Below are 21,291 nucleotides of genomic sequence, written 5' to 3' on the forward strand. Positions count from 1 at the left end.
GCTCAGCGCACCTCGAGGCTCTTGTGGGCGTCGAGGAGCGCGCGGCTGGCCGGGTGCTTCGGTGTGGAGAACAGCTCGGACACGGATGCCGTCTCGACGATCTCGCCGTCGCTCATGACGGCGACCCGGTCGGCGAGCTGCGCGACGACGGCGAGGTCGTGCGAGATGAACACGCAGGCCAGGCCCAGCTCGTCGACGAGTCGTTCGAGGAGCGCGAGCACCTGCGCCTGCACGGTCACGTCGAGGGATGAGACGGGCTCGTCGCACAGCAGCACCTCGGGTTCGGGGGCGAGTGCGCGGGCGATGGCGAGGCGCTGGCGCTGGCCACCGCTCAGGTGGAGCGGGCGGAGACCGGCGATCGAGCCGTCGAGCCCGACTCGCTCGAGCGCCGCGTCGATGGCGGCTCGCCGCGTCCGGACGGACGTCGAGCGCCCAGCGGTGAGCGCGTCGGCGAGGATCTCGCCGACCGTGCGCCTGGGGTCGAAGCTCGAGAGCGCATCCTGGGGTACGGAGCCGAGCTTGGCTCGGCGGGAGCGGCGCAGGCGCTCGGGGGCGGGGCTCCAGGCATCGCCGAGGAACGACACGGTGCCCGCGTCCGGCCGCTCCAGACCGAGTGCGATGCGGGCCAGCGTCGACTTGCCGGAGCCCGAGCTGCCGACGATCCCGAGCGTCTCGCCGCGCGAGAGTGTGAAAGACGCCTCCCGCACGGCCTGGATGGGCGCGCTCCCCGCTCCCCGGAAGGTCTTCGAGACGCCGCGCACCTCCAGGAGCGGCCCAGGCGCATCCACCTCGGGCGCGGCCCTGAGCGAGTCGAGAGCCGCCTTCGGCTGCGCGGCGAGCAGCTGGCGAGTGACCCTGTGCTCGGGAGCGGTGAAGAGCCGCGCCGTCGGCGCCGTCTCGACGATGAGTCCTTCGCTCATGACGGCGACCCGGTCGGCGAGGCGCTGGACGACGCCCAGGTCGTGGGTGATGAAGAGCATCGTCATACCGTCGGCCTTGAGCGCGTCGAACAGCTCGATCAGCTGCGCCTGCACGGCCTGGTCGACGGAGCTCGTCGGCTCGTCGGCGATGAGCAGCTCGGGTTCCCCCGCCAGGGCGGCGGCGATGAGCACACGCTGTCGCTGGCCGCCGGAGAGCTGACCGCTGCGGCGGCGCGCGATCGACTCGGGATCCTCGAGACCGGCCCGCCCGAGCAGTTCGAGGACGCGGCTGCGGCGAGCCTCGCGCCCGAGATCGGTGTGCAGCCGCAGCGCGTCGTCGACCTCGCGCCAGACGGGGCGGAGCGGGTCGAGCGCGACCAGCGCATCCTGGTGCACGAGCCCGATGCGACCGCCGCGGATCGACCTCCAGCCGCCGTCGCCACTCGCCAATGGCAGGTCGACGCCGCCGAGGCTGAGCGTGCTGGCGTCCACTCGGGCGCCGTCACCGCTCAGCCCGAGCAGCGCCCGGGCGGTCACCGACTTGCCGGAGCCCGACTCGCCGACGAGCGCGAGGCACTCGCCGCGCCGCACGTCGAAGGAGACTCCGCGCACCGCCTCGAAGTCGCCGAAGGAGATACGCAGCTCTTCTGCCCGCACGGTCAGCGCTTCCCGCTGGGGTACCGGGCGCGACGCGTCGCTCATCCTGCCTGCCTCGTGCGCTGCTGCATGATGCGACCGAGCATCGTCGCCGTGACGGCCGCGCCCACGATCGCGGTGCCAGGGAAGATGGTGAGCCACCAGCTGCCGGTCGGCAGGTAGAGGCGGCCTGCGGAGAGCATCGATCCCCATTCCGGGCTGGGTGGCGGTTCGCCGAGGCCCAGGTAGCTGAGCGCAGCCGCCCACACGATGGCCTGGCCGAGGCCGAGCGTGGCGAGCGAGAAGAGGGGCCAGGCGACGTTCGGCAGCAGCGTCCTCGTGAAGCTGTGCCAGCGCGACCTGCCGAGCACGAGGTCCGCCTCCATGTAGGCGCTCGCCCGCACGCGCAGCACCTGAGAGCGGATGAGGCGCGCGTAGCCAGGGGCAGTGGAGAGGCCGACCGCGATGGTCGTCGTGACGACGCCAGGGCCCGCGAGCGTGATGAGCAGGAGCGCGAGGAGGATGCCTGGGAAGGCGAAGAAGACCTCGACGATCCTCGTCGTGCCGAAGTCGAGCCATCGGGGTCCGAGGCCCGCGGCGAGGCCGAGCACGGCGCCGAGGAGGAGCCCGATCACGGTTGCGAGGGCGCCGATCGTGAGCGACGACGAGGCGCCGTGCACGATGCGGGTGTAGACACCCCTGCCGGACTCGTCCGTGCCGAGCGGATGCGCGGGGACGGGAGGCGAGAACGCATCGGCGGGGTTCACGGCGAGCGGGTCGCCGGGGGCGAGGAGCTGCGGGAAGACCGCGGCGAGCAGGTAGATCGCCGCCACGGCGAGCCAGACGCCGAGCCAGAGCCCGCGCCGCGAGCGGGAGCCGGTGCGGGTGCGGCCGTCGCGCTGTCCCGTCGTGCCCGCACGAGCATCCCGAACCGCGGCCGCGTCGAGACTCATGCGGTCACGCCCGCTCGGTCGCGGGAGCGCGGATCGATGACCGGCTCGATCAGGTCGGTGAGGACGGTCACGAGCATGTAGGCGGCCGCGACGACGACGAGGACGCCGATCACGTAGGGCACGTCCCTCGCACCGACCGCGGCGAGCAGAGAGCGGCCGAGTCCTGGCCTCGCGAAGATCGTCTCGACGACCACTGCGCCGGACACGAGGGAGCCGAGAGCCCAGCCGCTGAGGCCGACTGCGGGGATCGCCGCGTGGCGCAGCACGTGCCGCCAGAAGATGCCGCTCGGCCCTTCGCCGCGCGCTCGCGCGGCCAGCACGAACGGCGACTCGAGGGCGTCGAGCATCTGCTCGCGCATGACCTGCCCCAGGTACCCGGCGAGGGGGAGCGCGAGGGTGACGCTCGGCAGGATGAGCCCGGAGAGTCCCGGACCCGAGACGGCGACGGGGAGCCCGAGCATTCCGGCGAAGATCAGCACGAGCACGGAGGCCAGCCAGAAGTGCGGCACCGCCGCCGCGACGACCTCGAGCGTCGATGCGATGCCCCACGCGATTCGGCTCCTCCCGGTCGACCACCAGGCCACGGTGAGCGCGATCGCCCAGGCGAGGAGGAGGGAGAGGCCGGCGAGGGCGAGCGTGCCGGGCAGCTGCTCGCCGATGAGCGATGCGACGCTCTCGCGCTGGGCGTAGCTGAAGCCGAGGTCTCCGGTCGCCGTGCGCCACAGCTGCGCGAGGTACTGGAGGAAGAGCGGCTGGTCGAGCCCGTTCTCGGCGCGGGCCTGCGCGACGGCCTCGGCGCTCGCGTTGGAGCCCGGCCCGCCGAGGATCGCGAGCACGGGGTCGCCAGGCACGGCGCGCACCGCGAAGAAGGTGACGGTGACGACGGCCCACAGCACGAACACCGCGCCGCCGAGACGCAGGAGGATGCGCGGAATCAGCGGCAGCAGGTGTGCCGCGCGAGATCGCGCATCCTTCGTCATCGCTCGATTGTCTCGTGCGCCGTACTCAGTCGTGGCCCAGCTACTCGATGGTGACGTTCACGAGCGAGGGCACGTTGACGTTCGGCTGGAGGCGGAAGCCGTGCACGTTGGCGCCGTAGGCGAACTGCACCGTCTGGTCGTAGAGCGGGATGACGGTGCCGCTGTCGATGATGAGCTGCTGGGCCTCGCCGTAGAGCCGCTCGCGCTCGGCGTCGTCACTGGTCTTCACGGCCGCGTCGAGCGCCTCGTCGAGAGCGGGCAGCGAGAGGCCGGTGTTGTTGGCGTGGTAGCCGCTCGGGGCGGGGGTGATGCTGTCGGTCGAGTAGACGATGCGGAGCACGTCGGCGGAGTTCTTCGAGTACGGCGCGACGATGGCATCGAACTCCCACGTGCCGCTGCGCTCGTACCAGGTCGAGAGGTCGAGCAGTTCGAGCTGCACATCGAAGCCCACCTCGGAGCTCGTCGCTCCGATCTGCTCGAGTACGGAGATCTCGGCCGGGATCGACTGGTTCGTGGAGACCGGGAATGCGACCTCGAGGCGCTCGCCGTTCTTCGTGCGGACGCCGTCGGCGTCGCGCTCGGTCCAGCCGGCCTCGTCGAGCAGCGTGGATGCGCGTGCCGCGTCGAACCCGAAGGAGTCGGGGTGCGAGGTCGCGAAGGGTGTTGCGCTCGAGAGCACGGAGGTCGACCGGTCGAGGGTTCCGAAGTAGAGCGACTCGACCGCAGCGTCGATGTCGGCGGAGGCGGCGAACGCCTCGCGCACCTTGGGGTCGTCGAAGGGTGCACGCGTGGTGTTGAGCTCGATGCGGGCCGTCACACCGGGGCGGGCGCCGATGAGCGTCTCCTCCGTGCCGTTCGCCTGGAACTGCGAGAGCGCATCCGGTTGCACGGAGTCGATGATGTCGACCTGGTCGGACTGGAGTGCGGCGAGGCGGGTGGCGGCGTCCGGGATGAACTTCCACTCGATGGTGCCGACCGTCGCTCCGGGCTGGCCCTCGCTCGTCACGCCGTCCTCCGGCGCTGACGTGTGGTTCTCGTTGCGAGTCAGCACGACCTGGGACTGCTTCTCCCACGACGCGACCTGGAAGGCGCCGGTGCCGATCGGGGCGAGGCAGTTCTCCTCGGTCCCGCGCTCGAGCCCGGCTGGGGACTCGATGGCCAGCCAGGTCTGTGCGAGCGACTCCAGGAGCGCGCTGTCCGGCTCGCTGAGGTCGAAGCGCACGGTGCGCGCGTCGACTGCGACCGCTTCGGAGACCTTCCCGAGGGCGAGGATGGCCGTCGAGGAGGCGGTCTCGGGGTTCTTGATGTGTTCGACGTTCGCCACGACGGCGTCCGCGTCGAACGGGGTGCCGTCGGTGAAGCTCACGCCTTCTTTGAGGGTGATCGTCCAGCTCAGCTGGTCGTCAGACGCTTCGGCTCCTGTTGCCAGCCATGGGATGATCTCCCCTGCGTCGTTCTTCGAGAAGAGCGACTCCAGGAACTGGTTCGCGAGGATCGCCTGGGGCCAGTTGCCGCCGACGTGCGGGTCGAGGCACGTGGGCTCAGCGTCTCCTGAGGCGTACCTGAGGGTTTGCGGCTGGTCCGACGAGGTCGCCTCGCTGGAGCATGCGGCAAGTGGCACGATGAGGGCTGCGGCGAGGGCGAGGAGCGCGATGGGCTTCGCCGCGCGGCGGGTGGCTGATGCTGGCACTCGGAGAGTGTAACTGCTTATTTGAACACCATGCAGAAATGAGAAGATGATGACGGAGCACGAGGAACGGGTCGCGCGTCGAGGCCGACCCTCCGCGTCGAGTCGCGAGACGCTCGAAGAGGCCGCCCTCGAGCTGTTCCTCGAGCAGGGCTACGAGCAGACGAGCGCGAGCGACATCGCCCGCCGTGCCGGCGTCGCGAGAAGCTCGTTCTTCAACTACTTCGCTGCCAAAGCCGACGTGCTGTGGGTCGGTCTCGACCCGCTCCTCGCCGAGGTTCCTCTCCGGCTCGAGGCCGCGGCGACCGAGCTCGTCGCGCGCGGCGTTCCGAAGAGGGGAGACGGTCTCGAGACGCTCCGGAAGGTGCTCCTCGAGATCGCCGACACGGTGCAGCCCGAGACCGTCCGCTGGGCGGGCTCGCTGCGCAGTGTGGCAGGCACGAGTGCAGACCTCGCCGCGACGGGCACGAAGCGCGCGCTCGCCCAGCAGTCGGCGCTCACGGACTTCCTCGCCCGAGCAGAGCCTGGGCTGGGCCGGTTGCGGCGAACCGTCTGCGCAGGCTCGATCATCTCGGCGACCATCGCCGCGACCGTGTTCTGGATCGAGGAGGGGCCGACCCGAGGCAGCTTCTCGAGCGTCGTGGACGAGGCGAGCGCCCCGATCTTCCTGGCGTACTCGGCCGCGTAAGCCTGCGGTGCTGAAGGCGTTCGGCCTCGAGACGCCCGCTGCAGCCTGGTGTCCTCTGATCTGGAGCTTGGAGGTTCGATTCTGTCTTCGAAGAACATCGATAAATTCCTGGTCAACAGGACCCAAGTGACGCTCCAAGTGGTAGGCTCGAGGTGATCCCGGGGGGAGGTCATCATGGTTCTTGGGCAGGCTGGCACGGGGCGCAACGAGGCGGCCTCCAGGCGGTCCTCGCCCGAGACCGCGACGGTCGACGCGCTCATCGTGGCCCCCGGCAACGCCCTGGTTTTGCTGGCGATGGAGATTCCCGTGGTGATCGCGGAGCTCGCGAGCCGTCGGCGCGAGCTGGACGCGGCGTTGGTCGAGGTTGCGGGGGAGGTGCTTCGACGTGACGAGGAGGGCTCGGCGCGCGACGAGCTCGTCCGGAGCATGGGCTTCGCCAACCTCGCGGAGATGCTCCAGCAGCTTCTGGGGGTCCCCTGCGCCGAGGCCGGGTCGCTGGTTCGCGTCGCGGAGACCACCCGTGCCCCGATGAGTCTGACGGGCGAGCATCTCGGGCCGGCACATCCGGCCGTTGCGACCGCGCTTGCAGCCGCGCAGATCTCGCTCGCGCAGGCGTCCGCGATCGTGCAGGGATTGAAGCCCGTGAACGGCCGTGCCGAGCGAGCGCATCTCGACGCGGCTGAGGCAGAGCTTGTCGACTCGGCGCGGGGCGTGAACCCAGAAGATCTTGCCCCGGCAACTCCGGAACTGCTTCGGGTCCAGGCCGCGCAGTGGGTGGCGTTCCTCGACCCCGACGGCACGGAACCGCTCGCGGAGCGCGTTGCGCGCAAGCGGGGATTCTGGATGCGGGAGCGTTCGGATGGCACGGTCACGGGGCGATTCGTTGCGACTCCGGAGCAGGGGGAGCTGCTCCGGAAGGTGTGCGAGACGGTCACCTCGCCCCGCCGCAAGGTTGCCTTCGAAGATGCCCCGCCCATCGGGAGCGCTGGCGCTGACGGACGCGGTGCCGAGGGAATCGACGCGGCGGACGTGGACGTCTCGCATCCGGATGAGCAAATCCCCGACCGACGCACGCCAGCCCAGCAGCGCATGGACGCCGTGGAGTCGGTCTTCGCGCGATTCGCGGAAGCCCCGGACGCTCCCCGCGCGGGCGGAGAGGCGCCCACCGTGGTCATCACCACGACGGACGCTGGCCTGAAGGGAGAGGCCAAGCGCCCGCTCGACGTGCCGCACCTCGAGCGCACCGGAACGCCAGTGCCGCCGAGCCTGGTCGCGAAGACCCTCTGCGACGGGTTCGTGCAGGTGGCGCTCCTGGGTTCCAACGGAGAACCGTTGAGACTCGGCCGCCGTCAGCGGTTGTACAGTCGCGCGCAACGCCGAGCGCTCGCCTCCCGCGACGGGGGCTGCATCACGCCGGGCTGCTGGAAGCCGCCTGGCATGTGCGAAGCGCACCACACCACGCCGTGGGTTGAAGGCGGCGTCACGAACGTCGACGAGGGAGTGCTCCTCTGCAGCTTCCATCATCACCTGGCCCACAAGAACCAGCTCGAAATCGTGCGCGACCGGACGGGCAGGTGGCGAGCCCTCCGACCGGGCTGGGAGTATCGACTCTTCCGGCGCAGAACTCTGCGCGGCTCAGCACTGCGGGAGCCGCTTCACGGAAGCTGACTGCAGGTGAGACCGTCGCGCGGGGCCGCAGTTCTCGCAAGGTTCCGGACAGTGCTGCTCGAGGGCCTTCCGGTTCCTCTAGCTCGTCTGCAGCTCGCAGTAAGCCGTCAGCGACGAGAGGGCCGACTCGACCTCGCCGAGCTGCGTCAGGATGCTCGCGGCGGCCGCGAAGCCACCCTCGCCGTTCGTGAGCTCCCCAGCTGTGGTCTGCAGCTCCGTCACCTCGGTGACGAGCGTGTCGACGTGCGTCTTGAGGTCGGGGTCCGTGACGCTCTGCTGCAGCGTCGTGAGGCTGGCGCCTACGGTCTCGAGCGTCGCGACAGCTCCGGGGATGTCACCGGGCACCTGGTCGGGGATGCCCTGGACGCTCGTGTTGATCGAATCGATCTCGGCCTGGACGTCCGCGCAGGTTCCGCCGCCCTCGGCCGTCGTGGCCTCGGTCGTCGTCGCAGCCGAGGGAGACGGAGCCGCAGTCTCCCCTCCGCCGAGCGCTGAGCATCCGGTGAGCGCGATGGTCGCGAAGATGCCGGTCGCTGCGAGCTTCGAGAGGTGAGAGGTGAGCATGCGCTGAGTGCCGTCCGTCGATGAATCCAGAAGAAGCGAGCGTACACAGCCTTCCCCTGAGCCTGGCCTGTCCGTTTCGCGCAGCTTGCCCGGGCGCGTACGATGTTGGCAGCATGACTGTGATCCGCCCATCAGCGGGGAGTCCCCGGAAGAACGGTGAGCGAGCCTCTCGAGGAACGCAGGCCAAGTAGAACCGGTCGGGAGGGCCCGTCACAGCCCGGAACGAGTGGCGAGCGCCGCCGGACGTCCTTCCTTCAACGGAAGGCAGATCCGGGGGAGCGCGCAATCGGGGTGGTACCGCGCCGGAAGGCGTCCCTGAAGCAGACCAAGCACATCCACTTACTGCCAGGAGTTCCACCGCATGAGCTACCCGAAGGCCTCGTTCGGACCAGCCGCCGATCCCGCCAGCTCGACAAGAGACAGCGTCGCCGCCTCGCCGTCGTTCCCGCGCCTCGAAGAGCGCGTGCTCGACTTCTGGCGCGAAGACGGCACCTTCCAGGCTTCCATCGACCAGCGCGAGGGCGCCGAGGAGTGGGTCTTCTACGACGGCCCTCCCTTCGCGAACGGGCTCCCGCACTACGGGCACCTCCTCACCGGGTACGCGAAGGACGTCTTCCCCCGCTACTTCACGATGCGCGGCCGCCAGGTGCACCGCCGCTTCGGCTGGGACACGCACGGCCTGCCCGCCGAGCTCGAGGCCATGCGCCAGCTCGGCATCCAGTCGAAGGCCGAGATCGAGGCCATGGGCATCGACACGTTCAACGACGCCGCCCGCGAGTCGGTGCTCAAGTACACGCGCGAGTGGCAGGAGTACGTCACCCGCCAGGCCCGCTGGGTCGACTTCGAGAACGACTACAAGACGCTCGACATCTCGTACATGGAGTCGGTGCTCTGGGCCTTCAAGAAGCTCTACGACGACGGGCTCGCCTACGAGGGCTTCCGCGTGCTCCCGTACTGCTGGAACGACGAGACGCCCCTCTCCAACCACGAACTGCGCATGGACGACGACGTCTACCAGATGCGTCAGGACCAGACCGTCACCGTCACCTTCCCGCTCGAGGGGGAGCGAGCGGATGCGCTCGGCCTCGCCGGCGTGAAGGCGCTCGCCTGGACGACGACCCCGTGGACGCTCCCGACCAACCTGGCGCTCGCGGTCGGCCCGGACATCGACTACGCCGTCGTGCCAGCTGGCCCGCTCGGCGCGGCAGATGGCACGGCGACGGGCGCTGGCTCCTTCCTGCTCGCCAGTGCACGCGTCGCGGCCCATGCCAAGGAGCTCGGCTACGAGAGCGCGGAGGACGCGGTTGACGCGACCAGCCGCAGCCTCACGGGCGCCGAGCTGGCCGGCGTCCGCTACCAGCGCCTGTGGGACTTCTACGCCGACACCGAGACCTACGGTACGCAGAATGCGTGGCAGTTCCTGCTCGGCGACTACGTCACCACGAGCGACGGCACCGGCATCGTGCACCAGGCGCCCGCCTACGGTGAGGACGACAAGGTGCTCAGCGATGCCGCCGGCATCCCAACGATCCTCTCCGTCGACGAGGGCGGCAAGTTCCTCTCCGCCGTCGAGCCCGTCGCCGGCCTGCAGGTCTTCGACGCCAACAAGCCGCTCACCCAGCTCCTGCGGGCCGACGGCCGCCTGTTCAAGCAGGCCAGCTACGAGCACTCCTACCCGCACTGCTGGCGCTGCCGCAAGCCCCTCATCTACAAGGCCGTCTCAAGCTGGTTCGTGCGCGTCACGCAGTTCCGCGACGAGCTCGTCGAACTCAACCAGCAGATCGACTGGGTGCCGGACAACGTCAAGGACGGCCAGTTCGGCAAGTGGCTCGAAGGGGCCCGCGACTGGTCGATCAGCCGCAACCGGTACTGGGGCAGCCCCATCCCCGTGTGGAAGAGCGACAACCCCGACTACCCGCGCATCGACGTATACGGCTCGCTCGACGACATCGAGCGCGACTTCGGGGTGCGCCCGACCGACCTCCACCGCCCGTTCATCGACGAGCTCACGCGCCCGAACCCGGACGACCCGAGCGGTGCATCCACGATGCGGCGCATCCCCGATGTCCTCGACGTGTGGTTCGATTCCGGCTCCATGCCGTACGCGCAGGTGCACTACCCGTTCGAGAACCGCGAGTGGTTCGACTCGCACTCGCCCGCCGACTTCATCGTCGAGTACATCGGGCAGACGCGCGGCTGGTTCTACGTCATGCACGTGCTCTCGACGGCGCTCTTCCACCGCCCCGCGTTCAAGCGGGTCGTGAGCCACGGCATCGTGCTCGGCAACGACGGTCGCAAGATGTCGAAGAGCCTCCGCAACTACCCGGACGTGCAGGAGGTGTTCGACCGAGACGGGTCGGATGCCATGCGCTGGTTCCTCATGGCGAGCCCCGTGCTGCGCGGCGGGAACCTCATCGTGACCGAGGAGACGATCCGCGAGGGCGTCCGCCAGTTCCTCCTGCCGCTGTGGTCGACGTATTACTTCTTCACGACCTACGCGAACACCGCGGTCGGCTCGACCCAGGCGTACGAGGCGACGTTCCGCACCGACTCGAGCGACGTGCTCGATCAGTACATCCTCGCCAAGCTGGGCGTGCTCGTCTCCGAGGTGCAGGCAGACCTCGAGGCACTCGACTCGACGACCGCCGCATCGCGCCTCCGCGACTTCGGGGACGTGCTCACCAACTGGTACGTGCGTCGCTCGCGCGACCGCTTCTGGCGAGGAGTGACCGACGACGCCACGAGCACCGAGGCGTTCGACACGCTCTACACCGTGCTCGAGACGCTCACGCGCGTCGCCGCGCCACTCACGCCGCTCATCTCCGAGACGGTGTGGCGCGGGCTCACGGGCGGCCGCAGCGTGCACCTCACCGACTGGCCGGACGCGTCGGCGTTCCCCAGCGATCAGGCGCTCGTCGACTCGATGGATGCGGTCCGCCGCGTCACGAGCTCGGCGCTGTCCCTGCGCAAGCAGGCCGGGCGCCGCGTGCGCCTCCCGCTCGCGAGCCTCACCGTCGTCGCGCCGAACACGGACGCGCTCGAGCCCTTCGCGAGCATCCTGCGTGACGAGCTCAACGTGAAGTCCGTGGAGTTCGAGCGCTTCGTCGCCGAGTCCGAGGCCAAGTACGGCATCGACCGCGTCCTGCAGGTCAACGCGCGCGCCGCCGGCCCGCGCCTCGGCAAGCAGGTGCAGCTGGCGATCAAGGCCTCGAAGTCCGGAGACTGGAGCGAGGTCGACGGCGTCGTCACGGCTGGCGGACTGCAGCTCGAGGCGGGTGAGTACGAGGTCAAGCTCGTCACCGCAGGCGAGAGCGACGACCGAGCCATCACCCTGCTGCCGAGCGGCGGCATCCTCGTGCTCGACACGAACGTGAGTCCGGAGCTCGCCGCGGAGGGCCTCGCTCGCGATGTCGTGCGTGCGGTCCAGGACGCGCGCAAGGAGGCAGGACTCGAGGTCTCCGACCGCATCCGCCTCGCCCTGCGCGCCGACGACGCGTCGGTCGCCGCCATCGAGGCGCATCGGGAGCTCATCTCGGGGGAGACCCTCGCGGTCGAGTTCCACGTCACCGGCGGACTCGCTTCGCCGGCTGACGACGAGGTGAGCGCGGACACGTATGGTGCCCTTGAGATCGACGTGGAGGTAGTGGCGTGAGCGAACGCGACCAGCAGGATTCCGGCGACTGGGAAGAGCAGTCCTCCGAATCGGAGGCCTCGGACGCATCCGGCGACTTCGAGCTCGAGCCGAGGGACATCGCCGAGACGTTCACACCGGCGCTCTCCGACGATGAGGACGAGGTCCTGACGGAGCGCGAGGAAGACGAGCGAACGCTCCTCGAGGGCACCGACTGGGTCAGCGAAGGCGAGCGTGTCTTCGACGAGCTCATGGAGCGCGTGGGGGAGGCGGCCCCCGAGCCGCGACTCCACGCGACGCGGCGCGCCGTCGAGCTCCTCGGAGACGTGCACACGGCGTACCCGGTCATCCACATCACGGGCACCAACGGCAAGAGCTCGACCGCGCGCATCATCGAGACCGTGCTGCGCGCCCACGGCCTGCGCACGGGCCTCCTCACGAGTCCGCACCTCGAGCGCATCAACGAGCGCATCGCCGTCGACGGAAGTCCCATCAGCGACGAGCGACTCGTCGCGAACTGGGAGGACATCACGCCCTTCCTCTCGATCGTCGATGCGGAGCTCGAGGCGGCGGGAGAGCCGCGCCTCACGTTCTTCGAGGCCCTCACGGTGCTCGCCTACGCGTGCTTCGCCGACGCTCCCGTGGATGTCGCTGTGGTCGAGGTGGGCATGGGAGGCGAGTGGGACTCCACGAACGTCGCCGATGGCGAGGTCGCCGTCTTCACGCCCATCGCGCTCGACCACACGCAGCGACTCGGCAGGACGCTCTCGGAGATCGCGCGCACCAAGGCCGGCATCATCAAGCCCGCCGCGCGCGTCGTCACCGCAGAGCAGCAGCCCGAGGTCCTCGCGGAGATCACACGTGCCGCAGAGATGTCCGAGGCGCACATGTACGCCGAGCCGAAGGACTTCTCCGTCGTCAGCAACCAGCTGGCCGTCGGCGGACGCCTCGTGACGGTTCGCGGCGTCGCTGGCACGTACGAGGACCTCCTCCTGCCGCTGGACGGCGAGTACCAGGCGCACAACGCCGCCGTCGCGCTCGCTGCCGTCGAGGCGTTCTTCGGCGCGAACCGGAGCCTGCGCGATGAGCTCGTCGAGGCGGCGTTCGGCGAGGTGAAGTCGCCGGGTCGCCTCGAGCGCATCGGCATCACCCCGCCCATGCTCATCGACGCCGCCCACAACCCGCACGGCGCCGAGGCGCTCGCGAGGGCCGTGACCGAGTCGTTCGACTTCTCGCGCGTCGTCGTGGTGCTCGGAGTCCTGGCGGACAAGGACGCGGCCGGCATCGTCCGCGCCCTGCAGCCCATCGCGGAGCGCTTCGTCGTCACCCAGTCCGACTCGGTGCGCGCCATCGACGCCGAGGAGCTCGGCGACATCGTGCGCGAGGTCACCGGCGGCGAGCCCGAGGTGCTCGAGCGAGCGGAGGATGCCATCGAGCGCGCCCGCGAGATCGCCCTCGATCTCCTCGCCGAGGGCGCAGATGATGGCAGGAACGCCGCCGTGCTCATCACGGGCTCCGTCACGCTCATCGGCACCGCGCTCACCCTCTCGCGCGACGAAGGCTGGGCGCAGGAGTCGTGAGTCCGCGCAACAGCGGGCGGCTGCCCCGTCAGCGCAGCATCCGCGAGGTCATCGGCTCCATCTTCCTGGGCTTCGAGCTCTTCGTCGTCTTCCTCGGCACGCTGCTCGTGTTCGGGATGCGCGTGCTCGAGCCCGTTCCGGCGTTTGCGCTCGGCCTCACCTTCGCCGTGCTCATCGTCGTGACGATCGGGCTGCTCAGGTACGAGTGGGGGATCTGGCTCGGGTGGGCCGTGCAGATCCTGCTCGTCGCCGCCGGTTTCCTCCACCCCGGTATGTTCGTGGTCGGGGCGCTGTTCCTCGCATCCTGGACGTACTTCATGTGGAAGGGCGGCCAGATCGACCGGCAACGCGCTCCGATCATCGCCGAGTACAACCGTCGCCTCGCGGCGGGCGAGATCGGCGTCGACGGGATGCCCATCACGGAGCAGAACAACCCACCGAGCAGCTGACCAGCTGACCTGCACGCATTCACCGAACGACCTGGCCCCTCGCAGGGCCGACCACCACGACCAATGGAGGAACCATGGCAACCATCGAAGAGACGCTCGTCCTCGTCAAGCCGGACGGCGTTCAGCGCGGCCTCACGGGCGAAGTGCTTCGCCGCATCGAGACGAAGGGCTACTCGCTCGTCGACCTCCGCCTCGTCCACGCAGACCGTGCGCTCCTCTCGGAGCACTACGCGGAGCACGAGGGCAAGCCGTTCTACGAGGGCCTCCTCGAGTTCATGCAGTCGGGGCCGACCGTCGCGATCCGCGTCGCGGGCCACCGCGTCATCGAGGGCTTCCGATCGCTCGCCGGCACGACCGACCCCACGACTGCCGCGCCCGGCACGATCCGAGGCGACCTCGGTCGTGACTGGGATGCCGGCGTGCTCCTCAACATCGTGCACGGCTCCGACTCCGTCGAGTCCGCCGAGCGCGAGCTCGGCATCTGGTTCGCGGCCTGACCGACTCGAGAGGTGGACGACTCGGTCGGGCTTCGGCCGAGTCGTAGGCTTCGCGGTAGGCGGGCCGTCAGGTGCGAGAACATTGATTCGGGGGCGAGTTGCGAGATGAAGGCTGGGAGATCGTCGTCGACGGAGCACAGCGAGCGGCTCGACGAGCTGGCCTCGGCGTGGCGGGCTGCGCTGCGCGAGGAGCTGCCAGCGGCCGTCCGGCTGCGTCAGGAGCTCCACGCCGACCCCCGGCTCTCCGGTGAGGAGAACGACACCGCTGCCCGCCTCGAGGCCGAGCTCGGCGACCGGGTCACGATGCACCGCATCGCCGACTCCGGACGCATCGGGCGCCTCGGCCCCGCAACCGGGGGTGCCGTCGGGGTGCGCGCCGAGCTGGATGCGCTGCCGCTGACCGAGCTCACCGGGGTGCCGTTCGCCTCGTCGAACGGCGCGATGCACGCCTGCGGGCACGACGTCCACCAAGCGGCGCTCGTCGCCTTCATCCGGGCCGCGGACCACCTCGACCTCCCCGTCGGACTCGTGCCGATCCTGCAGCCACGGGAGGAGACCTACCCTTCGGGCGCGCATCAGATCGTGCAGGAGGGCGGCCTCGAGCGCTTCCAGGTCGAGCACGTCATCGGCGCGCACGTCCACCCGGGCGTCCCTCGAGGGGCGATCGCGATCGGCGGCGGCTACATCAACGCGGCTGCCGACGAGATCGAGATCTCGCTGCAGGGACGAGGCGGCCACGGCGCGTACCCGCACCAGGCGGCCGACCCTGTCGCTGCCGTCGCCCAGATCGCGCTCGGACTCCCCGAGGTCGTCCGTCGCACGATCTCGCCCATGAATCCCGCCGTGATCAGCGTCGGGACGCTCACCGCAGGCGAGGGTGCTGCGAACGTGCTGCCCTCGAGCGCCCGGCTGCTCGCGTCGATGCGCACGACGGCGCCGAAAGACCGCGAGCTCCTGTTCGCGGCCGTGCAGCACCTCGCGGTGCGCACTGCTGAGGCGTACGGCACGGAGGCGATCGTGCACATGCACCAGAACATGCCCGTCCTCATCAACGACACCCACCTCGCGTCCGATGCCGACGACTGGCTCGCGCGCCTCGGCGTCGACGGGGCGGAGCCCATGCGCTCGCTCGGCGGCGACGACTTCTCGTACTACTGCGACGAGGTTCCCTCGATCATGTGCTTCGCCGGCGTCGAGACGGCAGGTCTGCCTGGGCCCGGCGGCGCCTACGCCCCGACGCTCCACCACCCGCGCTTCCTTCCGACGGAGGATGCGGTCGGGCTCGTGGCGAGCGCGTTCCTCGCCGGGTACTGCGCGGCCGCCGAGCGCATCCTCGGCATCGCACACCACAGGCGGGTCCTGCCCTGACGGTGGGCGCACAGCCGAAATCGGGTCTGGATGCGGTGGCCGTGCGATACTGGAAAGGTCGACCGGGCAGAGTCCCACGGCACCCGAAGTTTTTCAGGCACGAGCCACGAGCAGAGCAACGCTCCGTCGCACGGGCCGCAGGCAGGATCGCCGCAACCGCGGCACACCACGTACAACCTTTCCGCCGAACGGGCGGAGACCATTTTCGATGAGGATGCATGGCATCTTCATCGCCCGGAGGGGTGGGCGCACGCTTTGCGCCACGCCGGAGTAGGAGCACACCAGAAATGGTGACCACAAACGAATCAGACCAGAACACCACCGATGAGCAGTTCGACGCAGAGGCGGGCCAGGAGTCCGCGACTGCGGCAGAGGTAGGCGCAGTGGAGCACGAGTCGACCGAGGAGTCCGCGTCGTCGGTCCCGTCCGTTATCTCCTCCACGACGCTCTTCTTCCTGCAGCCGGATCTGCCCCCGGTGCTGGAACGCAGCCCACGCGAAGACCGCGGCCGCGGTCGCCGTCAGGACGACGAGCCGTACGAGCGCCAGGAGCGCGGCGACCGGAACGATCGCTACGACAGGCAGGATCGCAACGACCGCCCCGAGCGTGGCGAGCGTTCGGACCGTGGCGAGCGTGACCGCGCTGACCGCAACGACCGCGCTGACCGCGGCGACCGTTCGAGGGAGTCGTCGCGCGACGACCGCCGACAGGCCCCGGCAGAGCGCCAGCAGTCGACGACGCGTCGTCGTCAGTCCCGCGAGGAGCAGCCGGTCGAAGAGCCCGTGCTCATCACGGAGCCGCAGAAGATCAAGGGGTCCACGCGTCTCGAGGCGAAGCGTCAGCGCCGCCGCGAGGGCCGCGAGAGCGGGCGTCGCCGCCAGGTCATCACCGAATCCGAGTTCCTCGCTCGTCGCGAGGCGGTCGACCGCGTGATGCTCGTCCGCGCCAAGGACGACCGCGTCCAGATCGGCGTGCTCGAGGACAAGGTGCTCGTCGAGCACTACGTCGCGCGTTCGCAGGAGTCGTCGCTCATCGGCAACGTGTACCTCGGTCGCGTGCAGAACGTGCTCCCGAGCATGGAGGCCGCCTTCATCGACATCGGGCGCGGCCGCAACGCCGTGCTCTACTCCGGTGAGGTCGACTGGGCCGCTGCGGAGGTCGGCGGCAAGTCGCGTCGCATCGAGAACGCCCTCAAGCCGGGCGACCGCGTGCTCGTCCAGGTCACGAAGGACCCGATCGGCCACAAGGGCGCCCGCCTCACGAGCCAGGTGTCGCTGCCTGGTCGCTACCTGGTCTACGTGCCGGGGAACTCCATGAACGGCATCTCCCGCAAGCTCCCGGACACGGAGCGCGCACGCCTCAAGAAGATCCTCAAGGAGACGCTGCCGGCAGGCGTCGGCGTCATCGTGCGCACGGCTGCCGAGGGCGCGACCCAGGATCAGCTCGAGCTCGACGTCAACCGACTCACCGCGCAGTGGGCCGACATCTCCTCGCGCATCGAGGCGGGACCCGCTCCGGCGCTCCTGCACTCCGAGCCCGACCTCCTCGTCAAGATCATCCGCGACGTCTTCAACGAGGACTTCCACAAGATCGTGATCCAGGGCAGCGAAGAGCTCGAGACCATCACGAACTACCTGCACCAGGTCGCCCCTGACCTCGTCGACCGCGTCGAGGCGTTCCAGGGCGGCGACGTCTTCGCCGAGTACCGCGCGACCGAGCACATCGAGAAGGCGCTGGACCGGAAGGTCTGGCTGCCGTCCGGCGGCTCGCTGGTGATCGACCGCACGGAGGCCATGACGGTCGTCGACGTCAACACGGGGAAGTTCGTCGGCTCCGGCGGCAACCTCGAGGAGACGGTCACCAAGAACAACCTGGAGGCGGCCGAAGAGGTCGTCCGCCAGCTGCGTCTTCGCGACATCGGCGGCATCATCGTCGTCGACTTCATCGACATGGTGCTCGAATCGAACCGCGACCTCGTCATGCGTCGCCTCATCGAATGCCTGAGCCGTGACCGCACGAAGCACCAGGTCGCAGAGGTGACGAGCCTCGGGCTCGTGCAGATGACCCGCAAGAAGCTCGGTCTCGGCCTGCTCGAGACGTTCAGCGAGCCGTGCGAGTCCTGCGCTGGCCGCGGTGTCATCGTCTTCCACGACCCGGTGCTCAAGCACCGTGGGGGAGCGCCTGACAGCAGCGCGAACGCGAAGAGCAGTCGCAAGGGCCGCGGTGGTCAGCAGCGTGAGCAGCAGGCTCCTCGTGCCGTCGCAGCTCCGGCCGCGACGTCGACGCACGGCATCACCGAGGAGGCGCGGGGCGCTCTCTCGAAGATCGCGGCGTCGACGCTCACCGGGCAGAAGCAGGGCGAGTCTTCGGAAGAGCAGCAGCCCGTCGTGCAGGCGAGCGCCCAGGCGCCGGTCGCCGACGAGCGTGGCGGCGACGAGCAGTCCGGGCAGCAGGGTGAGTCGCGTCGTTCGCGTCGCGGCCGCAGGCGCGCCAAGACGGATGCTCAGGCTCCGGCGACGTCGGAGGCTCCGGAGCAGGCGCCGAGTGAGCCGGTGACGCTCGACCGCAATGCGGTGCAGCAGTCGGACGGCGACGACCGGAAGGCGCGCGCCAGCGAGAACCTCTTCGACTTCGACTCGGCCCAGAGCGCCGAGCCGGCACAGACCAAGCGCGAGGCCGACCCGGCAGCGCTTCGTGAACTCGACTCGCTGCTGGATGCGCTGGTCACCCCAGAGGGTGAGCAGCAGCCGGCAGCGGGCGAAACGACCGAGGCCCCCGCCGCGGTCGAGGTGACGACGCCCGCCGCCGCCCCTGAGAAGGTTCAGGAAGCGCCGACGGCGTCTGCGCCGAAGGCAGCGCAACCGGCGACGGTTGAGCCGCCCAAGGGTGCTTCGGGGCGTCCGCGCCGCCGCCGCATCACGACGCCGCCGCTCTCTGCCGAGTAAGATGACAGAGTAGGGCGACCGGACGCGAAAGCGTCGAGTGGGTGGGTGCGCTTGCGCGCACCGACCCTGCCGGGTAAAGTGGTTCGCTGTTGCACGTTTGCATTCGTGCTGGCATTCCCTCGCCCGGTTGCAGGGCAGAGTCAGCTCGCCGCAGCGAGCAGGGCTTCCAGAGTTTGAAGACACAGCGTCCGACCTTGTCGGGCTCGGAGAAAAGGTACTGAAGTGGTATTCGCAGTTGTGCGCGCCGGTGGACGGCAGGAGAAGGTAGAGGTGGGCACTGTGCTCACCACGAACCGTGTTGTTGCCGACAAGAAGGGCAACGTCACGCTTCCGGCTGTGCTGCTCGTCGACGGTGAGACCATCACGAGTGACGCAGAGAAGCTCGCTAAGGTCACGGTGACTGCAGAGGTCCTCAACGACCTCCGCGGCCCGAAGATCGTCATCCAGAAGTACAAGAACAAGACCGGTTACAAGAAGCGTCAGGGCCACCGTCAGGAGCTCACGCGCATCAAGATCACCGACATCAAGTAAGTCGAGGAGCAGACTTCAATGGCACACAAAAAGGGAGCGAGCTCGACTCGCAACGGCCGTGACTCGAACGCTCAGCGCCTCGGCGTGAAGCGTTTCGCGGGCCAGACCGTCAGCGCGGGCGAGATCCTCGTCCGTCAGCGCGGCACGCACTTCCACCCCGGCGCCCTCGTGGGCCGCGGTGGCGACGACACGCTGTTCGCCCTCTCGGCAGGCATCGTCGAGTTCGGTGCGAAGGGCCGCCGCAAGGTGGTCAACATCGTCGCTGGCGAATAGCAGCAAGCACAGTCCCTGAATCCAGGGCGGTGTCAGGATGAGGGGCGGGCCACGGTCCGCCCCTCATCCGTATTTTCACGACTTATCGTTCTACAGGAGCTCTTCATGGCCACCTTCGTCGACCAGGTGACGCTGTATCTGCGCGCTGGAGAGGGTGGCAACGGCTGCGTCTCTGTCAAGCGCGAGAAGTTCAAGCCACTCGCCGGCCCCGACGGCGGTGATGGCGGCAACGGCGGCAGCATCACGTTCTACGCCGACCCGCAGGAGACGACGCTGCTGTCGTACCACCACAAGCCGCATCGCTCGAGCGACAAGGGCGGCTTCGGGATGGGCGATTGGCGCAACGGGTACACCGGGCAGCCGCTCGATCTGCCGGTTCCCATCGGAACGGTCGTCCGCGACGCGGACGGCGTCGAACTCGCTGACCTCTCCGAGCCCGGCATGCGCTACGTCGCTGCCGAAGGCGGACAGGGCGGTCTCGGCAACGCGTCGCTCGCCAACACGAAGCGCAAGGCGCCGGGCTTCGCTCTGCTCGGCACGCCAGGCGAGGAGCTGCAGGTGCAGCTCGAGCTCAAGATCGTCGCGGATGTGGCCTTCGTCGGCTACCCGTCCGCTGGCAAGTCGAGCCTCATCGCGGCGATGTCCGCGGCCAAGCCGAAGATCGCCGACTACCCCTTCACCACGCTCCACCCGAACCTCGGCGTCGTGCAGGCGGCCCAGTACCGCTACACGGTCGCCGACGTTCCCGGCCTCATCGAGGGCGCGAGCGAGGGCAAGGGCCTCGGCCTCGACTTCCTGCGGCACGTCGAGCGGTGCTCCGCGCTGCTGCACGTGCTCGACTGCGGAACGCTCGACCCGGGCCGCGACCCGATCAGCGACCTCGATGTCATCCTCGAGGAGCTCGGCAACTACCCGGTGCCGGAGGGGCAGACGCCGCTCCTGGAGCGCCCGCAGTTCGTCGCGCTCAACAAGATCGACCTGCACGATGGGCGTGAGCTCGCCGAATTCGTGCGCCCCGAGCTGGAGGAGCGCGGCTACCGTGTCTTCGAGATCTCGACGGTGAGCCACGAGGGTCTCAAGGAGCTCTCCTTCGCGCTCGGCGAGCTCATCGACCGCGACAGGGAGGCCAAGCTCGCCGAGCTGGCCATCAAGCCGCGCATCGTGCTGCGTCCGCGCCCCGTCGACGAGAAGCCGTTCGAGATCCGCGTCGAGGGTGGAACGCACGGAAACACGTACCGGATCCTCGGTGAGAAGCCGCAGCGTTGGGTCGCGCAGACGGACTTCGCGAACGACGAGGCCATCGGCTACCTCGCGGACCGCCTCAACAAGATCGGTGTCGAGGAAGCCCTCTTCAAGGCCGGTGCAGTCGCCGGTTCCGCCGTCATCATCGGGCCTGGCGCGCAGGGCATCGTCTTCGACTGGGAGCCGACGCTCACGAGCGCGGCAGAGCTCACGGTCTCGCCGCGTGGCACGGACAGTCGCCTCGAGGAGAACAGCCGCACCACCACGCGTGAGCGGCGCGAGGGCTACTACGAGCGCATGGACGGCAAGGCCGCGGCGCGTGCCGAACTCGAGCGCGAGCGCGAGGGCGGCGTGTGGAAGGTCGACGAGTGACCTCGCGAACATTGGTAGGGTGGGACGCATGATCGAGCTGATTCCCGCTGCGCTTGCTGATGCCGTGCTGGCCCAATCCGTGCTGGCCGAAGAGGGGCACCACATCGTCAACGAGCTGGTGATGCCCCCGATCATGTTCGGTGTCGTCACGCTCGTCGCCTTCGTGGCCCTCATCGTCGTCACGTACGCGTTCCGCAACACGTGGCACAGCAACCCGGTCGACTCCAAGGTCGTTCCCTACGAGCCGTTCAACCACGCTGGCGTCATCGAGTCCGGCTCGGAGCACTCGAAGCACTAGCGCGGAGAC

Annotated in this window: 17 protein-coding genes; 12 read left to right on the plus strand and 5 right to left on the minus strand. The window is 69.3% G+C overall.

The window, feature by feature from the left end:
• Window positions 1–2: 2 nt before the first annotated feature.
• From nikE to C5E05_RS15975, 4 genes are read right to left on the minus strand one after another with little or no spacing between them, the layout of a single operon-like run.
• On the minus strand, window positions 3–1,622 hold the full coding sequence (gene nikE / locus C5E05_RS15960; RefSeq protein WP_104342494.1) for an ABC transporter ATP-binding protein: 1,620 nt from the start codon (window positions 1,620–1,622) through the stop codon (window positions 3–5).
• The gene (locus C5E05_RS15965; protein ID WP_104342495.1) at window positions 1,619–2,509 is read right to left on the minus strand and encodes an ABC transporter permease; all 891 of its coding nucleotides are present in this window, start codon (window positions 2,507–2,509) and stop codon (window positions 1,619–1,621) included. The genes nikE and C5E05_RS15965 overlap by 4 nt, the downstream gene beginning before the upstream one ends.
• Entirely contained in the window at window positions 2,506–3,489 is a 984-nt protein-coding gene (locus tag C5E05_RS15970) for an ABC transporter permease (protein WP_104342496.1), read from the minus strand. The genes C5E05_RS15965 and C5E05_RS15970 overlap by 4 nt, the downstream gene beginning before the upstream one ends.
• 40 nt (window positions 3,490–3,529) lie before the next feature.
• Window positions 3,530–5,179, minus strand: a complete 1,650-nt coding sequence (locus C5E05_RS15975) for an ABC transporter substrate-binding protein (protein WP_104342497.1) — start codon at window positions 5,177–5,179, stop codon at window positions 3,530–3,532.
• A 49-nt stretch (window positions 5,180–5,228) separates the two neighbouring features.
• On the opposite strand from C5E05_RS15975, the gene C5E05_RS15980 reads away from it, so the two are divergent.
• Together C5E05_RS15980 and C5E05_RS15985 are read left to right on the plus strand one after the other, a co-directional pair.
• Window positions 5,229–5,864, plus strand: coding sequence for a TetR/AcrR family transcriptional regulator (locus C5E05_RS15980; RefSeq protein ID WP_104342498.1), 636 nt, complete (start codon window positions 5,229–5,231; stop codon window positions 5,862–5,864).
• A gap of 174 nt (window positions 5,865–6,038) precedes the next feature.
• Window positions 6,039–7,532: an HNH endonuclease signature motif containing protein gene (locus C5E05_RS15985; RefSeq protein WP_104342499.1), complete on the plus strand. Its 1,494-nt coding sequence runs from the start codon at window positions 6,039–6,041 to the stop codon at window positions 7,530–7,532.
• Between the two features lie 78 nt (window positions 7,533–7,610).
• On the opposite strand, the gene C5E05_RS15990 is transcribed toward C5E05_RS15985, so the two are convergent.
• A complete protein-coding gene (locus tag C5E05_RS15990; protein ID WP_104240823.1) occupies window positions 7,611–8,096 on the minus strand; it encodes a hypothetical protein in 486 nt (161 codons plus the stop codon).
• Window positions 8,097–8,457: 361 nt separating this feature from the next.
• On the opposite strand from C5E05_RS15990, the gene ileS reads away from it, so the two are divergent.
• From ileS to C5E05_RS16040, 10 genes are all read left to right on the plus strand, one after another.
• On the plus strand, window positions 8,458–11,748 hold the full coding sequence (ileS, locus tag C5E05_RS15995) for an isoleucine--tRNA ligase (RefSeq protein ID WP_104342500.1): 3,291 nt from the start codon (window positions 8,458–8,460) through the stop codon (window positions 11,746–11,748).
• Window positions 11,745–13,307, plus strand: a complete 1,563-nt coding sequence (locus C5E05_RS16000; protein WP_308471906.1) for a folylpolyglutamate synthase/dihydrofolate synthase family protein — start codon at window positions 11,745–11,747, stop codon at window positions 13,305–13,307. The genes ileS and C5E05_RS16000 overlap by 4 nt, the downstream gene beginning before the upstream one ends.
• Window positions 13,304–13,756 carry a DUF4233 domain-containing protein gene (locus C5E05_RS16005; RefSeq protein WP_258063797.1) on the plus strand — a complete coding sequence of 151 codons (453 nt, stop codon included), beginning with the start codon at window positions 13,304–13,306 and terminating at the stop codon, window positions 13,754–13,756. Before C5E05_RS16000 ends, C5E05_RS16005 begins: the two co-directional genes overlap by 4 nt.
• Window positions 13,757–13,830: 74 nt before the next feature.
• The gene (gene ndk, locus C5E05_RS16010; protein WP_104240826.1) at window positions 13,831–14,253 is read left to right on the plus strand and encodes a nucleoside-diphosphate kinase; all 423 of its coding nucleotides are present in this window, start codon (window positions 13,831–13,833) and stop codon (window positions 14,251–14,253) included.
• A 105-nt stretch (window positions 14,254–14,358) separates the two neighbouring features.
• Window positions 14,359–15,621, plus strand: coding sequence for a M20 family metallopeptidase (locus C5E05_RS16015; protein WP_104240827.1), 1,263 nt, complete (start codon window positions 14,359–14,361; stop codon window positions 15,619–15,621).
• A 287-nt stretch (window positions 15,622–15,908) separates the two neighbouring features.
• Window positions 15,909–18,566 (plus strand): Rne/Rng family ribonuclease, encoded by a 2,658-nt coding sequence (locus C5E05_RS20595; RefSeq protein WP_258064899.1) that lies wholly within the window; start codon window positions 15,909–15,911, stop codon window positions 18,564–18,566.
• Between the two features lie 222 nt (window positions 18,567–18,788).
• Window positions 18,789–19,097: a 50S ribosomal protein L21 gene (gene rplU / locus C5E05_RS16025; RefSeq protein WP_068481311.1), complete on the plus strand. Its 309-nt coding sequence runs from the start codon at window positions 18,789–18,791 to the stop codon at window positions 19,095–19,097.
• Between the two features lie 18 nt (window positions 19,098–19,115).
• Window positions 19,116–19,370: a 50S ribosomal protein L27 gene (gene rpmA, locus C5E05_RS16030; protein WP_068481308.1), complete on the plus strand. Its 255-nt coding sequence runs from the start codon at window positions 19,116–19,118 to the stop codon at window positions 19,368–19,370.
• A 105-nt stretch (window positions 19,371–19,475) separates the two neighbouring features.
• Window positions 19,476–20,984, plus strand: coding sequence for a GTPase ObgE (gene obgE, locus C5E05_RS16035; RefSeq protein WP_104240828.1), 1,509 nt, complete (start codon window positions 19,476–19,478; stop codon window positions 20,982–20,984).
• Window positions 20,985–21,012: 28 nt separating this feature from the next.
• A complete protein-coding gene (locus tag C5E05_RS16040) occupies window positions 21,013–21,282 on the plus strand; it encodes a hypothetical protein (RefSeq protein ID WP_104342501.1) in 270 nt (89 codons plus the stop codon).
• Window positions 21,283–21,291 lie beyond the last annotated feature (9 nt).

Origin of the sequence: Pseudoclavibacter sp. AY1H1 (assembly GCF_002931055.1) — a bacterium.
In the GTDB taxonomy this organism is placed as follows: Bacteria; Actinomycetota; Actinomycetes; order Actinomycetales; family Microbacteriaceae; genus Pseudoclavibacter.